This is a genomic window from Paenibacillus sp. (assembly GCF_035645235.1).
Taxonomy (GTDB): domain Bacteria; phylum Bacillota; class Bacilli; order Paenibacillales; family YIM-B00363; genus Paenibacillus_AE.
Genome location: NZ_DASQMZ010000075.1, coordinates 1 through 13,494, shown reverse-complemented (window position 1 = coordinate 13,494; position 13,494 = coordinate 1). Strand labels below are relative to the sequence as shown.

The 13,494-nt window shown below is 61.5% G+C and carries 15 protein-coding genes; 12 read left to right on the top strand and 3 right to left on the bottom strand.

Annotated features, from left to right (window positions below; genetic code table 11):
- Positions 1–65 precede the first annotated feature (65 nt).
- Entirely contained in the window at positions 66–1,493 is a 1,428-nt protein-coding gene (locus VEZ38_RS07010; protein ID WP_324892630.1) for a DUF4832 domain-containing protein, read from the top strand.
- On the opposite strand, the gene VEZ38_RS07005 is transcribed toward VEZ38_RS07010, so the two are convergent.
- Complete coding sequence (locus VEZ38_RS07005; protein WP_324892629.1) at positions 1,490–2,473, bottom strand: D-2-hydroxyacid dehydrogenase; 984 nt, start codon at positions 2,471–2,473, stop codon at positions 1,490–1,492. The two genes, VEZ38_RS07010 and VEZ38_RS07005, sit on opposite strands and share 4 nt — an antisense overlap.
- Positions 2,474–2,633: 160 nt before the next feature.
- Between VEZ38_RS07005 and VEZ38_RS07000 the strand changes: the two genes are divergently transcribed.
- From VEZ38_RS07000 to VEZ38_RS06990, 3 genes are all read left to right on the top strand, one after another.
- Positions 2,634–3,950, top strand: coding sequence for an MEDS domain-containing protein (locus VEZ38_RS07000; RefSeq protein WP_324892628.1), 1,317 nt, complete (start codon positions 2,634–2,636; stop codon positions 3,948–3,950).
- Between the two features lie 27 nt (positions 3,951–3,977).
- Positions 3,978–4,688: a DUF554 domain-containing protein gene (locus tag VEZ38_RS06995; RefSeq protein ID WP_324892627.1), complete on the top strand. Its 711-nt coding sequence runs from the start codon at positions 3,978–3,980 to the stop codon at positions 4,686–4,688.
- A 67-nt stretch (positions 4,689–4,755) separates the two neighbouring features.
- A complete protein-coding gene (locus VEZ38_RS06990) occupies positions 4,756–4,971 on the top strand; it encodes a hypothetical protein (protein ID WP_324892626.1) in 216 nt (71 codons plus the stop codon).
- A 69-nt stretch (positions 4,972–5,040) separates the two neighbouring features.
- On the opposite strand, the gene VEZ38_RS06985 is transcribed toward VEZ38_RS06990, so the two are convergent.
- Positions 5,041–5,661, bottom strand: a complete 621-nt coding sequence (locus VEZ38_RS06985; RefSeq protein ID WP_324892625.1) for a hypothetical protein — start codon at positions 5,659–5,661, stop codon at positions 5,041–5,043.
- Positions 5,662–5,790: 129 nt separating this feature from the next.
- Here VEZ38_RS06985 and VEZ38_RS06980 point away from each other — a divergent pair, with 129 nt between their 5' ends.
- The 7 genes from VEZ38_RS06980 (at position 5,791) to VEZ38_RS06950 (ending at position 11,610) form a co-directional block, all read left to right on the top strand.
- A complete protein-coding gene (locus VEZ38_RS06980) occupies positions 5,791–6,762 on the top strand; it encodes a YafY family protein (protein ID WP_324892624.1) in 972 nt (323 codons plus the stop codon).
- 198 nt (positions 6,763–6,960) lie between these two features.
- Complete coding sequence (locus VEZ38_RS06975; RefSeq protein ID WP_324892623.1) at positions 6,961–7,185, top strand: cold-shock protein; 225 nt, start codon at positions 6,961–6,963, stop codon at positions 7,183–7,185.
- 198 nt (positions 7,186–7,383) lie between these two features.
- Positions 7,384–8,070 (top strand): queuosine precursor transporter, encoded by a 687-nt coding sequence (locus VEZ38_RS06970; protein ID WP_324892622.1) that lies wholly within the window; start codon positions 7,384–7,386, stop codon positions 8,068–8,070.
- A gap of 92 nt (positions 8,071–8,162) precedes the next feature.
- Complete coding sequence (locus VEZ38_RS06965) at positions 8,163–8,768, top strand: hypothetical protein (RefSeq protein WP_324892621.1); 606 nt, start codon at positions 8,163–8,165, stop codon at positions 8,766–8,768.
- A 56-nt stretch (positions 8,769–8,824) separates the two neighbouring features.
- The gene (gene hprK, locus VEZ38_RS06960; protein WP_324892664.1) at positions 8,825–9,733 is read left to right on the top strand and encodes an HPr(Ser) kinase/phosphatase; all 909 of its coding nucleotides are present in this window, start codon (positions 8,825–8,827) and stop codon (positions 9,731–9,733) included.
- A 206-nt stretch (positions 9,734–9,939) separates the two neighbouring features.
- The gene (locus tag VEZ38_RS06955; protein ID WP_138197935.1) at positions 9,940–10,140 is read left to right on the top strand and encodes a cold-shock protein; all 201 of its coding nucleotides are present in this window, start codon (positions 9,940–9,942) and stop codon (positions 10,138–10,140) included.
- Positions 10,141–10,293: 153 nt separating this feature from the next.
- Entirely contained in the window at positions 10,294–11,610 is a 1,317-nt protein-coding gene (locus tag VEZ38_RS06950) for an ATP-binding protein (RefSeq protein WP_324892620.1), read from the top strand.
- 80 nt (positions 11,611–11,690) lie between these two features.
- Here VEZ38_RS06950 and VEZ38_RS06945 read toward each other — a convergent pair whose 3' ends face one another.
- On the bottom strand, positions 11,691–12,074 hold the full coding sequence (locus VEZ38_RS06945) for a hypothetical protein (protein ID WP_324892619.1): 384 nt from the start codon (positions 12,072–12,074) through the stop codon (positions 11,691–11,693).
- 127 nt (positions 12,075–12,201) lie between these two features.
- Between VEZ38_RS06945 and VEZ38_RS06940 the strand changes: the two genes are divergently transcribed.
- A partial coding sequence (locus tag VEZ38_RS06940) for a DEAD/DEAH box helicase (protein WP_324892618.1) occupies positions 12,202–13,494 on the top strand: 1,293 nt, incomplete at its 3' end.

Sequence of the window (13,494 nt, the reverse complement as noted above, 5' to 3'; positions counted from 1 at the left end):
GCGGCGGCGAAGCGCGCCGGGTGATATAATGAGCGGGAACCGTTACGGAAAGGGTGCGATCGTACGTGCAAGGGTTATTTTCGCTGCCTTGGCTCCTAGTCTTGTCGATGATGCTGTTCGGGTCGCCGGGAGCCTCGGGTTCGCTCATGACGACGCTGTCCGCGTCCGCGGACGCCGTCATCCGCGTCGCGCCGAAGGCGAGCGACGAAGTGCTGAACAATCCGTTCATGGGTCTCGCCCCGAGCGCGGGCTACGGGGATTTCCCGATGCCGCACCGCTTGGTCTACAAGGTGCTGACGTGGCGCGAGCTGGAGCCGGAACGGGGCGCGTACGCCTTCGAAGAGGTCGAGCGCAAGTACCGCATGGATGAATTCGCGTCGAAGGGCGTCCGTTTCATCCTGCGCGTCGTGCTCGATTACGGTACGGACGAGCGCCATATGGACATTCCGGACTGGCTGTACGACGAGATCGGCGGGGACGGCGTCTGGTACGACGCGGACGTAGGCAAGGGCTTCAGCCCGAACTACTCGAACGTCACGCTGCAGCGGCACCACGAGCGGCTGCTGCGCGCGCTGGGCGACCGCTACAACGACGACCCGCGGGTCGCGTTCGTCGCCCTGGGCAGCCTCGGCCATTGGGGCGAATGGCACACCTATATGGACGAAGAACTCCAAATTCCGTTCCCGGCCTTGCCGGAGTCGGATATTTACGTCGAGCATTACCTCGCGGCGTTCCCGGACAAGAAGCTGCTGATGCGAAGGCCGTATCCGATCGCGGCGGAGCGGGGCATAGGGCTCTATAACGACGTCTTCGGCGCGGAGCGGGGAACGTACGATTTTATCGATTGGTTCGAAAACGGCTACCGCTCCCAACTCGCGGACGCCTTCATACCGGCGATGCCCGAGTTTTGGCGGCGCGGGCCGAGCGGCGGCGAATTCGGCTACGCGAACGAAGACCGGATGTATTTCGACCCGAGCCGGTTCGCCGGGACGCTGGACATGGCGCGGCGCAGCCACCTGAGCTGGATCGGCCCGAGCACCGACATCGAGGAGCTGGACGCCGCCGAGCGACGCAACCTCGACGTCTTCCTGAAGACGATCGGCTACCGGTTCGCCGTCGCAGCCGCCGCGTACCCGGCGCTTTGGACCCCGGGCGGCGAAGCCGAGGTCGAGATCGACGTCCGGAACGACGGCATCGCGCCGTTTTATTACGATTGGCCGCTCGAGCTGGCGCTCGTCGACGCGCAGGGACGAATCGCCCACCGTCATCTCGCGTCGGAGGACATCCGGGAGTGGATGCCGGGCAGCCGTTCGTTCCGGGAGCGGCTCGCCGTGCCGGCTGGCCTTCCGACGGGCGCCTACACGCTGACGATTGCGATACTCGATCCGGCGACCGACCGGCCCGGCGTCGACTGGGCGATGGCGGGGCGGCGGGGCGACGGCCGGTATTCGCTCGGGACGGTCCTCGCGGTCGGCGGCGCCGCCGCGCCTTAACGCGGCCGGTTCACGAGGTTCGTCGGACGGCCCGACAAGAAGGCGCGGACGTTGGCGACGGCCGCATCGAGCAGCCGCCGCCGCGCTTCGACCGACGCCCACGCGAGATGCGGCGTGACGAGGCAATGGCGCGCCGAGAGCAGCGGATGGTCGGGTGCGGGCGGCTCTTCGGACAGCACGTCGAGCGCCGCGCCCGCCAGCCGCCCTTCGTTGAGCGCGTCCGCGACGTCCCGTTCGTTCAGCAGCTTGCCGCGGGCCGTGTTGATCAGGAAGGCGGACGGCTTCATGAGCGCCAGCCGCTCCCGATCGATCAGCTCCCGCGTGTCGGCGGTCAAGGGACAATGCAGGCTGACGACGTCGGCGCGGCGCAGCAGATCCTCGAGCGACGCCCATTCGAATCCGTCCTCCGACCTCCCGCCGGGCTCTCTTCGATAATGATAAGCGAGGACGTTCATGCCGAGCGCCGAGGCGATGCGCCCCACCTGCACGCCGATGCGGCCCGCGCCGATCAGCCCGAGCGTCTTGCCCTCGAGCTCCGTCTGCGGATGGCGCCAATAGGTCCAATCCGGCGAACGGGACCAATCGCCGGAGCGGGTCGATTCGGCGTGCGCGCCGACGCGATGGCACAGCTCGAGCAGCAAGCCGATCGTGTATTGCGCGACCGAGGCGGTGCCGTACGAGGGCACGTTCGCCACGGCGACGCCCCGGGAAGCCGCCGCGTCGACGTCGACCACGTCGTAGCCGGTCGCAAGCACGCCGACGTATCGCAGTTCCGGCAGCATCTCCAGCGTCGCCGCGGGCAGCGGCGTCTTATTCGTCAGCACGATCTCCGCGCCGCGCGCCCGCTCTACGACGAGCTCCGGCGGCGTACGGTCATGGATGTCGACCTTTCCTATGCGGCGCAGCTCGTCCCAAGACAAATCTCCGGGATTGAGCGCATACCCGTCCAAGACGACGATGTTGCTTCGCGAACGAATCATTCCCCAGCCCCTCTTTCTCATGGCAATCCGGTTTGCCCCATTATAACGCGAAATCGCGCGCGCGGCGAAGGCGCCCTTTTCGTTCAAATACAAAGGATTCCTTCGATTTTCGTTGAATATATAAATATGCGAAGTCAGAGGAAAAAGAGGATGCTGCAGCATGGCGATAAACACAATATCCTTGACGGATCAAATCGATGTGACGAACGGCGCTCATATTTTATATTTTTATAACTCCGAAGAGGGGTATATCGCGAACGCGGTCGCTTTCGCGTACGCCGGGCTGATGCAAGGGCAGCATGTCGTGCTGATCGAGCGGGAGTCGCACCGTCGCGAAATTCTCGAGCGGCTGGCCGAGCGCGTGCCGTCCGAGGCGTTCGAGCGCGTCCGCGCTTTCGATTCGAAAGCATTTTATTGCGAGCATGGCACCCTGCACGTCAAAGACGTGCTGCGCAGCTTCGACGGCGTATTCGCTCCGTTGATGGAGGCGGGGGCGACGGTGCGGTCCTGGGGACATGTGCATTGGGAGTCGCAGGCCGATATCTACGAGCAATTGGAGCAATACGAGCGTCGTTGCGATACGGCCGTGAACGAGATCGGCATCCTCGGGGTGTGCGTTTACGACGGGCGCAGGGTGCCCGCTTCGATCCAAAACGAGATGCTGCGAACGCACGAGTATTTTATGACCGATACGACGCTGACCAAGTCCATGTTTTACGAGAAGAAGGAGCGCAAGGTCGTCTTTCCGTCGCTGTCCGTCCACGCGGCGCTGCAATCGGAGGTCGATTGGTACAAGCAAAAGCTCGACTTCGCCCACGTCATCTCGCACGAGGTGCGCAATCCGCTCACGGTCATCCGGGCGTACGCGGCGCTGCTGCTCGGCAAGAAGGCGCTGGACGAGGACGGCAAGAGCAAGCTCCGGTCCATCGTCGATTACGTCGACGTCATCGATCACGAGATGGCGCATATTATCAACACCGAGCAGATGCTCTCTACGGATGCGCTATGGGCGAAGTCCGTCGTGGCGGCGCGTCCGGTCGTGGACGAGACGATGGAAATGATGAGCACGAAAGCGCGTACGCAAGGCATCGAATGCGTAGGACGGATCGCGCTGAACGATGAAACGGTGTTCGCCAACGCCGTCGGGATGAAGCTGATTTTGTCGAACCTCGTGAGCAACGCGATTAAATACAGCCGCGAGGCCGGGCGCGTCGAGGTGCGCGCCGAGGCGAGCGAAGGGCGGCTGACGTTCGTCGTGCGGGACGAAGGCATCGGCATGACGGCGGAGCAGACCGGCAAGCTGTTCCGAAAATACGAGAAGATGAACGATGAGAAGAGCGGGCAGGGCATCGGTCTGTTTATGGTAAAGAAACTGACGGATTACTTCGAGGGCGAAATCGACGTGCGCAGCGAGCCGAATCGCGGCACGACCGTTACGGTTTCCCTGCCGCTGTGCGACGCCGCCGCGAGCGCTTAGCCGCCGGGAAACGAGAGGAAGAACGCGATGGTGCTTTTGGGAAGTTTCGTCAACGCCGCGGCGATCGTCGGAGGCGCCGTCTTAGGCGTCCTGCTGCCTTCGATGAACGAACGGTTTCAGCGGACGGTCGTGCAGGGAATGGCGATCGCGCTTTGCGTGTTGGGGCTGTCGATGGCGATGAAGACGACGCATTATGTTTGGATGGTCGTCAGCCTCGTCGCCGGCGGAGCGATCGGGGAGTGGCTGCAGATCGAGCGGCGGTTCGAGCAGGTCGGCGCTTGGCTGGAGCGCCGCGTGCCGACGCGCCCCGGCGCGTCGCCGGTCGGGAAAGCGTTCGTGACGGCGTCCCTCGTCTATTGCGTCGGCGCGATGGCCATTCTCGGCTCGATCGACAGCGGGGTGCGGCACGATCATGACGTCTTATACGCGAAATCGATCATGGACGGCTTTCTTTCGATCGCCTTCGCGTCGACGCTTGGCATCGGGGTGTTGTTCTCGGCGGTGCCCGTCTTGCTGTACCAAGGGGCGATCGCCCTCGGCGCCGCCGGCTTCGCCGGGCAGTTCGCGCCCGCGGCGATCGAGGCCGTCACGGCGGAAGTGTCGGCGGTCGGCGGCGTGCTGATCGTGGGGATCGGCATCAACCTGCTCGAGCTGCAGCGCATTCGCGTCGCCAATCTGCTGCCGGCCGTCGTCGTGATGGGCGCGGCGATGTCGGCGCTGCTGGCGTTCGGAAGCTGATCTCATGCATAAATCCGCCGCCGTCCACTCATATTAACGGTGGAAATCGGCGGAAGGAGGCGGCGTCGTGAGCAAGCATCCGGTAGAAATCGATCATCCGGTCACCCCGGAATACTTGGTGAAAAATTTGCTGTCCGCGATTTCGGAGGAAGGCATCGAGTCCGTCGCGTACGTGGCGCGGACGAAGGACGGCCTGATTACGTCCGGATGGACGGATATGCTGTACACGGAAGCGATCGGCTTGTTCGAGGTCGGCAAGCTGCAAGCCGTGAAGGAGATGTAGGACGGAACGCGAAGAAGGGCCGTTCCCGGTAGCGACAAGCGACCGGGAACGGCCTTTTCTTGCTTTGCGTTATACCGCCGAGCCGACCCGCAGGACGACGCTGGACTCGTCGATGGCGGCCAGCATCTCCGATACGACCGGGAGCGCCATGACGATCGGGGCGAGCCGCTCCATCGCTTCCGAATCCTTGAAACGTAGAATTTCCACCCAAGTGCCTTCGGTCTCGTCGAGGTATACCTCCCGGCCGAGGAATCCGTCAAGGCCGGCGGCCTCCTCGCCGTAACGCGCAAGCAAGCCGCGGTATGCGACCGGCGATGCCGTCGGCTTCAGGCGATACGTCAAAATCTCGTATCGCTGAAGGTCGTCGTGTACGGCGGCGTTCCCGACGGACAACTCGTCGATGCGGCGGTACAGCCCCATCGAGACGTCGCCCAGCGCGGCGCCGAGCGGCGCCATCGCTTCGGCCTTCTCGCTGCCGGCCAGCGCTGCCTGGGCCGTCTCGATCGAACGCCAGTAGACGAGATCGATCCATTGCGCCGGTTCGCTCGCGTGTAAAGTTCTGCGCAGGTCGAAGCCGGCGCAGCCGGCCAAATACGCATCGGCGGCACGCAGCGCCGCGGCGAAATCGGAGTCCGTAACGCCGGGCTTTGGAGTACAGAAGCAAAGTTCAAGGACGGGGGATGCGGACATACGATCATTCTCCTTTTTTCGCTGACGAAATCATTTGCTTGCAACCCGATCGTATCTCATAATAGTGACAACTTCTGGCGTAATTTGAAGGCACACTGATTTTATATAAATTCGAATAGGGGGATTCGGATGCAAAAGGCGCAGCGGCTCGTCCAGCTGATGATGCTGGTCAACGAGCGCCGACGGTTTACGGTTCGAGAGCTGGCGGAAGCGATGGGCGTATCGAGACGCACGATGCTGCGGGATTTGGGCGAGCTCGAGCAGCTCGGCGTACCGCTCTATTCGGAAGTCGGAGCGGCCGGCGGGTACCGGGTGCTGCACGACAAGATGCTGCCTCCGATTTACTTTACGGAAAACGAGGCGCTCGCGATCTTCTTCGCCGCCCAATCGCTGCAGCGGTACGCGTCGCTTCCGTTCGAGCTCGAGACGGCCTCGGCGCTTCGGAAATTTACTTCGAAGCTGCCCCGCGACGTTCGGGATCGGCTGGAGCGGTTGAAGCGGCGGTTGACGTTCTGGGTGCCGCCGCGCCGCGCGGAAGCGCCGCATCTTCGCGCGCTGCTGCAGGCGGCGCTCGACGATCGGGCGATCGAAATCGAGTATGACGGCGCGTCGGGGCGCGCCGTGCGGCGCATTCGTCCGGGCGGCGTCTATGCGATGAACGGGTTGTGGTACGTGCAGGCGTATTGCGAGCGGAGCGAGCAGCATCGCGTCTTCCGGGCGGATCGGGTGATGTCGGCGCGAATTGTCGAGGCGCCCGCAGACGGTCCGCCTTCCTCGGCGGCGTCGTCCAAACCCGACGTCGACCTGCCGTTCGAGCCGTGGCCGCTCGCCGGCGAAGCCGATCCGGGCGCGCCGTGGCTCGAAGCCGAATTTACGCCCGCGGGCGCCCGCCGAGCGGCCTCCGACCCTTGGCTGTCCGAGGCGCTCGTCGCGCGTCCCGACGGAGCGGCGACGGTTCGGCTGCCGTTGCCGGCGTCTTACGTGCCGTGGGCGGCGGCGTTCTTTCTCGGCTACGGCGCGGACGTCCGCGTCGACGGTCCCGAGGCGCTTCGCGGCGAGATGCGGCGCGTCTTAACCGAACTGCATCGCCGTTATTCGTGAGCTTCGCCGCCTGGAAGGCGACGGCCCGAGACGCCTTCTTCCTTGATCTTCCCTGCGCAGTATGTTAATGTAAAGACATGACAAGAAACCAACACACACGCGATTCACATACCGCGAAGGCCATCGGTGCACCCGATTGCGTCCCGGTATGTGATTTTTGTTTCTAACGAGACGCATCGCGTTCCAAGGAGGGGTCCTATGTATTCGCGCAAGCCGCAGCCGGTCGAAATTCCGGAGGAAATGACGGACGTCTGGACGTGCTCGAACGACGGCTGCAACTGTTGGATGAGAGACAATTTCGCGTTCCAGGACGAACCGGCCTGCGCCCAATGCGGCGCGACGATGGAGCGGGGGTCGAAGATGCTGCCGCAGCTGTCGAACTATACGTCCGACCATAAGTACGGCAAGAAGAGCATCACCTAAAGACGACGAGCGCCTGCCAAGGCGCTCTTTTTTTACGACAAGGCGGCGATTCGCGGTACGACCTTCACTATACGCCTCGCGATGCGAAGCAAAGCTGGCGCGATCGCCGTTCCTCCCGTATAATGGGCTTGCGCCGTTTCGAGGCGCCGCGGTTCGAGACCATCCCGCGTCAACAAAACTAGGGGAGGAACGGTATGAATGTTTAATGTGCTCTGGGGCGGCGCCTTCGTCGTCGTCAACTTCGCGTTGTTTCTGCTGTGCTATCGGTTGTTCGGTCGAAGCGGACTATACGCATGGGTGGGAGTCGCGACGATCCTAGCCAACGTGCAAGTCGTCAAGACGATCGAATTCGGGGGAATCGTCATGACGCTAGGCAACACGATCTACGCGACAATCTTCCTCGCGACCGATCTGCTGAACGAAAAATTCGGCGAACGGGCGGCGAAGAAAGCCGTGTGGGTCGGAATTTTCACTTTGATTGCCTCGACGGTTATCATGCAGATGGCGCTCGTCTTCGAGCCGCACGCCTCCAATTTGGCGCAGCCTTCGCTCGAGGCGATTTTCGGCTTGCTGCCGCGGCTCGCGCTGGGCAGCCTGGCCGCCTACTTCGTCAGCCAGCTGCTGGACGTCAAAATTTTCACGATGCTCAAGAAGGCGTTCCCGAAGCCCGGTCAGCTTTGGATTCGGAACAACGGCAGTACGGCGATCAGCCAGCTCTTAGATACGCTGGTCTTCTGCTCGATCGCGTTCCTCGGCGCCGCCGGCTTTCCGCTCGACGTCTGGTGGCAAATCGTGCTGACGACATATGGAATTAAGCTGATCGTCTCCGTCGCCTCGACGCCGATCATCTATTGGGCTCGCGGCTTGCGGGCCCCCGACACGTAACGGGCGAGTATAAAACCGCATGGATACGAATACTACCTTTGCCAATCGTCGGCAAGGGTATTTTTTTTATTTTCGGGCAAGGAGCGATTTGAATGGAGAAGATGGGCAAGGAAATCGACAAGCTGTCGAACGAGCTGACGGCGCTGCGGTGGGAGTTTTGGGAGAAGCACACGCTGTTCACTTGGCAATGGTGGTGCTTCCTTGCCGTATGCGTCCTGTTCGCGGCGCTCGCCGTCGTCCTGCTTCGCCGCCGCGGGCTCGTCTCGGCGGTCGCCTATTACGGCGCCATCTATGTCCTAAATAAAAATTTGGACGATTGGGCGACGGCGATGGATTGGTACGATTACCGCATGCAGCTCGAGCCGATCATCCCGACGATGCTCCCCGCCAATCTGTTCGCGGTGCCGATCGCCTTGACGATTCTTTACCAGCGTCTGCCCCGCTGGCGCGGTTACTTGGCGGGGCTGGCCGCCTTCTCCGCCATAGTCTCCTACGCGGTGCTTCCGCTGGCGGAATGGGCGGGCATCTACTTAACGAAGGAATGGAACGCGCACTTCTCGATGCTGAGCTTGCTTGCGATGGGCGCGATCGCGAAAGGGGCCGTCGACGGACTCAAACGTCTGGAGGCGGGGGACGCCCCGAAGGACCGCGCGGCCGGCGGCAAAGTCGGATATTCTGTGAACCGTGTTGACGAATAACGGGTTTCCGCTTACCTTGGAGGAAGATGAAATCGTTCCCAAGGGAGTTGGCGAAGCTGAAGTCGGTAACGGTCAAGGAGTTGGCGGATCGGTTCACTTTGGAGGTGTTGGCGGGGGGCGCGCAGCTGGATCGCGCGATCACGAAAAATCGGGTGCACCGACCGGGGCTCGAGTTCGTCGGGTTCTTCGAGTATTTCCCGCAAGCGCACGTGCAGCTGCTCGGGCGCCGCGAGATTACCTATTTGCACCGGCTCACGGAAGAGGAGCGGAATTTGCACATCGGCAATATCGTGAAGTATCATCCGCCATGCTTTATCGTCACTCGAAATCAAGAGGGGCTTAAATATTTGACGAAATATTGCGAGGAAGAAGGCATACCGTTGCTGCGCACCCCGCTCGCGACGACCAAGTTTCAGGAGCTGCTCGACGGGTATTTGTCCAAGGCGCTCGCGGAGGAAATCGCGATCCATGGCGTGTGCGTGAACGTATCGGGCATCGGCGTCCTGCTGCGCGGCAAGTCCGGCGTCGGCAAGAGCGAAACCGCTCATACGCTCATTCGGCGCGGCCATCGGCTGGTCGCCGACGATCTCGTCGTGCTCAAGCGCATTAATCCGGAGACGATTCTAGGTACGCACAACGGAAAGACGAAAGAATTTCTCGCCCTTCGCAGCATCGGACTGATTAACGTATCCCGTTTATACGGGCGCAGCGCATTCCAGGACGAGACCCGCATCGTGCTCGACATCGAGCTGAAGAAGTGGGAGCATGACGCATTGCATAACGAGCTGGAGCTGGAGCCGAAATTCACCGAATACATGGACGTGAAAATTCCGCATATCGAAATTCAGCTTCAGCCGGGGCGCGACGTCGCGGGCCTCGTCGAGGCGGCGGCGAACAATTGGTACTTACGTCAGCAAGGGTACAGCGCCGTAGAGGACTTCATGAAACGGTTGGAAAACGGGTAGCGTCCCTCGATCGGTAGCGCTTACAAAAATATGGTTGCTTTCTGTTCACAAATGTGATACATTGAATTACGTCAAACATGAGACCTTAATTCACATTTCGGTATGGGGATCATTGTTGCACGACTCCCTATCGGAATGTGATTTTTTTATTCTTTCCAAGGAATGAAATAAGAGTTAAGGGTAAACCAATTTTGGAGGTACAGCACATGCAAACAGGTACAGTAAAGTGGTTCAACGCAGAGAAGGGCTACGGCTTCATCGAAGTGGAAGGCGGCAATGACGTATTCGTTCACTTCAGCGCAATCGTCGGCGACGGCTACAAGAGCTTGGACGAAGGCCAGCGCGTAGAATTCAATGTCGTTCAAGGCAACCGCGGACCGCAAGCCGAGAACGTTGTAAAATTGTAATATTCGTTTCGACAGGAACCGTTCGGCCGTTTCTCGGCCGGGCGGTTTTTTTGCTTTCCGGTCTGTTCTCCCCGTATTCAACCTGTTTAAGATAAGGTACAATGGTTAGACGACACCCCCGATACGAGAGAGACTTGGAGGCGAGTTGACAACATGAGCGCGAAAAGGAGCATATCGCTGACGAGCCAATGGTCGGTTCCGTCGGGTTCGCATATTTTATATTTTCATACAGAGAAGCAAAGTTACGCCGATAATGCGGCGGCATTCATAAGCAAAGGCTTGGAGCTCGGTCAGGTCGTATTGTTCATCGAGCGGGAGGAGGATTTCGGTCCGATCCGCGCCCGGGTGACCGAGGCTTGCGGCGAAGAGAGGCTGGAATCGCTGCTGCACTTCATCGATCGCGACGAATTTTACCGCACGTCCGAGGATTTTCGCTTCGAGCATGTGTTAGAAAGCTTGGACCAGTTGATTCGGCCCCATCTGCGTACCCAACTCGATCTTCGTCTATGGGGGCATGTCGATTGGCGGCGCGGGCAACAAGATATCGCGAAGCGGCTGTATGAATACGAGTGCAAGGCGGATCTCGCGCTCAACGAGCTCGGTTATTTGACTGTATGCGCTTACGATGCGCTCGAGGTGCCGGCGGCCATTCAGAACGAACTCATGAAATCGCATGAATACTTAATGACCGACGATGCGCTCGTGCTTTCGAATTTATATCGGCATAAGCGCAATGCCGGCCTTGTGTTTCCGACGCTGTCCGCGCAATCCGAGATCGAGACGGAGGCGGATCTGTACAAGCAGAAGCTCGACTTCGTGCACGTCGTCTCGCATGAAGTGCGCAATCCGCTCACCGTCATTAAAGCGTACGCCCGTATGGTCGGCGCCAACGTCGAGGCGGAACGGGACCGGGAGCGGCTGCAGGCGATCGTCGATTACGTCGATCTGATCGACAATGAAATTTCTCACATCATTAATACGGAGGAGCTGCTGTCGTCCGAGGCGCTTTGGCATCGCCGGCTCGTCTCGGCGCAGGAGCTGCTGCGGGACGTCGTCGATATTATGGAAGTGAAAGCTCGGACGCAAGGGATCTCCTTGACGTACGTCTCTTCGTTAACCGGTCGGGAGACGCTGTTTGCGAATGCGATCGGTTTCCGGATGATTATCTCCAATCTGCTCGGCAATGCCATTAAATACAGCGAGGAAGGAGGGCGCGTGGCGTGCCTCGCGGACGTTCGTGAGGACCGCTTGCATGTCGAAATCCGGGACGAGGGCGTCGGCATGACGGAGCATCAACTGTCCCGCTTGTTCCGCAAGTACGAGAAGATGAACGAGGAGCGGGGCGGGCAGGGGATCGGCTTATATATGGCGAAGCGGCTGCTCGACCACTTCGAAGGCGACATCGCGCTCGAGAGCGCGCCGGGCGTCGGCACGACCGTTCGAATCTCGTTCCCGATTCGGATGCTTTAAGGATGTAAGAAGCGGCGAGGCCGCCGGCGGGCATGTACATGCGCCGCCGGCGGCCTCTTCTTGCGCGTTCGAGCATGTCTTCAGCTTTCCTCGAGGATGAGCGTCAGCCCGCAGGACGGACATTCCCGGTCGGCCGCGCCCGTCGGCGCGCCGCAGGCGGGACAAGCCTCCTCCTCCGCCGTCTCGCCGGCATCGCCCTGCCGCAACGCCGAAGGCTCGAGCCGGTCCCGGTAACGCTCGACCGGAACGCCGTCGATTTCGAGCACGGTCAGCTCCTCGGTCAGCAGCCAATGGATCGCCCCGCGGGCGTCGCACACGGCCGCGAGCGGAATTTCTCCTTCTTGGACGTCCGGGAAGAGCGCGCCTCCCAGAAGACCCGGCATCGTTGATTGATACGCCCCGTACCCCGTGCCGAGCAGGACGAAGTTGCGTCCGGTCGGTTCATGTCTTACGATCGCAGCCATGACGAGACCTCCCTTTTCCGAATTCCCTCCGTTCATCTAACGCCGCTGCTTGGGAAAAGTTTCATTATCGGCGTAGAATCGGGTACACTAGAGATAAATCTTTCATTTATGGAATCGAGGAACGAATGTGACGAATCGATTTGAGGCGCTGGGCGTACGCAGCGTCCTAGCGGAAGCATTGCGGAAGGGCGGCATCACGTCGCCGACGCCGGTGCAGGAGCAAGCCATTCCGGCGCTGCTGTCGGGCCACGACGCGATCGTGCAGGCGCAGACGGGTACGGGGAAGACGCTGGCGTTCATGTTGCCGATATTGGAGGTCGTCGACCCGCGAAGAGCGTCCGTGCAGGCGCTCGTCTTGACGCCGACGCGGGAGCTTGCGATCCAAATTACCGCGGAGGCGAAGAAGCTGGCGTCCGTCGTCGGCGCCGGCGTCCTTGCCATCTACGGCGGTCAGGACGTCGCCGCGCAGGTGCACAAGCTGGGCGGCGACAGCCATATCGTCGTCGCGACGCCGGGTCGGCTGCTCGACCATCTGCGCCGGGAGACGCTGCATCTCGGGCATATTTCGATGCTTGTGCTCGACGAGGCGGATCAGATGCTGACGATGGGCTTCTTGAGCGAAGTGGAGGACATAATCCGCCAATGCGCTTCGCAGCGGCAGACGATGCTGTTTTCGGCGACGATGCCGGGGCCGGTGAAGCAGCTGGCGGCGACGTATATGAGGAAGCCGGTCGACATCCGCATCAAGACGGCGAACGTGACGCTCGACGACATCCGGCAGATCGCCGTGGAGACGACCGACCGCGCGCGTCAGGCGACGCTGTTCCGGCTGATCGAGACGTATCGGCCGTATTTGGCGGTCGTGTTTTGCCGGACGAAAATCCGGGCGAAGAAGCTGAACGAGGCGCTGCTGGCGAACGGCTTCGAATCGGACGAGCTGCACGGCGACTTGACGCAGGCGAAACGGGAAGCGGTCATGAAGCGGTTCCGCGAGGCGAAGCTGCAAGTGCTCGTGGCGACGGACGTCGCCGCGCGGGGGCTTGACGTCGAGGGCGTGACGCATGTGTTCAACTACGACGTGCCGATCGACACGGAGACGTACATCCACCGCATCGGCCGCACGGGCCGCGCCGGGCAGTCCGGCGTCGCGGTGACGCTGCTGTCGTCGAGGGATCGGAATTCGATCGCTCGCATCGAGCAGTCGATCGGGCAGCGGCTCGAGCGGCGGCGCATGGAGGAGTTCGGCGTCAACGTGTCGCTCTTGGCGGATCGCGACGCCGACGTCGACGCCGACTTCGACGGGGAAGACGGCGACGAGGAGCGCGGGCCGAATCGGTCGGCGAAGACGTACGGCTACGTCGGCAGCCGTCCGGCGCGCGTCGCGAGCCGCCCCGGCGGGGCGGCGGACCGCGGGGGCGCA

Bases quoted from the DNA above. Each gene is read 5' to 3' on its own strand.
- VEZ38_RS07005 (WP_324892629.1), bottom strand. From the start codon at position 2,473: ATGATTCGTTCGCGAAGCAACATCGTCGTCTTGGACGGGTATGCGCTC.
- VEZ38_RS07000 (WP_324892628.1), top strand. From the start codon at position 2,634: ATGGCGATAAACACAATATCCTTGACGGATCAAATCGATGTGACGAAC.
- VEZ38_RS06995 (WP_324892627.1), top strand. From the start codon at position 3,978: ATGGTGCTTTTGGGAAGTTTCGTCAACGCCGCGGCGATCGTCGGAGGC.
- VEZ38_RS06985 (WP_324892625.1), bottom strand. From the start codon at position 5,661: ATGTCCGCATCCCCCGTCCTTGAACTTTGCTTCTGTACTCCAAAGCCC.
- VEZ38_RS06980 (WP_324892624.1), top strand. From the start codon at position 5,791: ATGCAAAAGGCGCAGCGGCTCGTCCAGCTGATGATGCTGGTCAACGAG.
- VEZ38_RS06975 (WP_324892623.1), top strand. From the start codon at position 6,961: ATGTATTCGCGCAAGCCGCAGCCGGTCGAAATTCCGGAGGAAATGACG.
- VEZ38_RS06970 (WP_324892622.1), top strand. From the start codon at position 7,384: ATGTTTAATGTGCTCTGGGGCGGCGCCTTCGTCGTCGTCAACTTCGCG.
- VEZ38_RS06965 (WP_324892621.1), top strand. From the start codon at position 8,163: ATGGAGAAGATGGGCAAGGAAATCGACAAGCTGTCGAACGAGCTGACG.
- VEZ38_RS06955 (WP_138197935.1), top strand. From the start codon at position 9,940: ATGCAAACAGGTACAGTAAAGTGGTTCAACGCAGAGAAGGGCTACGGC.
- VEZ38_RS06950 (WP_324892620.1), top strand. From the start codon at position 10,294: ATGAGCGCGAAAAGGAGCATATCGCTGACGAGCCAATGGTCGGTTCCG.
- VEZ38_RS06945 (WP_324892619.1), bottom strand. From the start codon at position 12,074: ATGGCTGCGATCGTAAGACATGAACCGACCGGACGCAACTTCGTCCTG.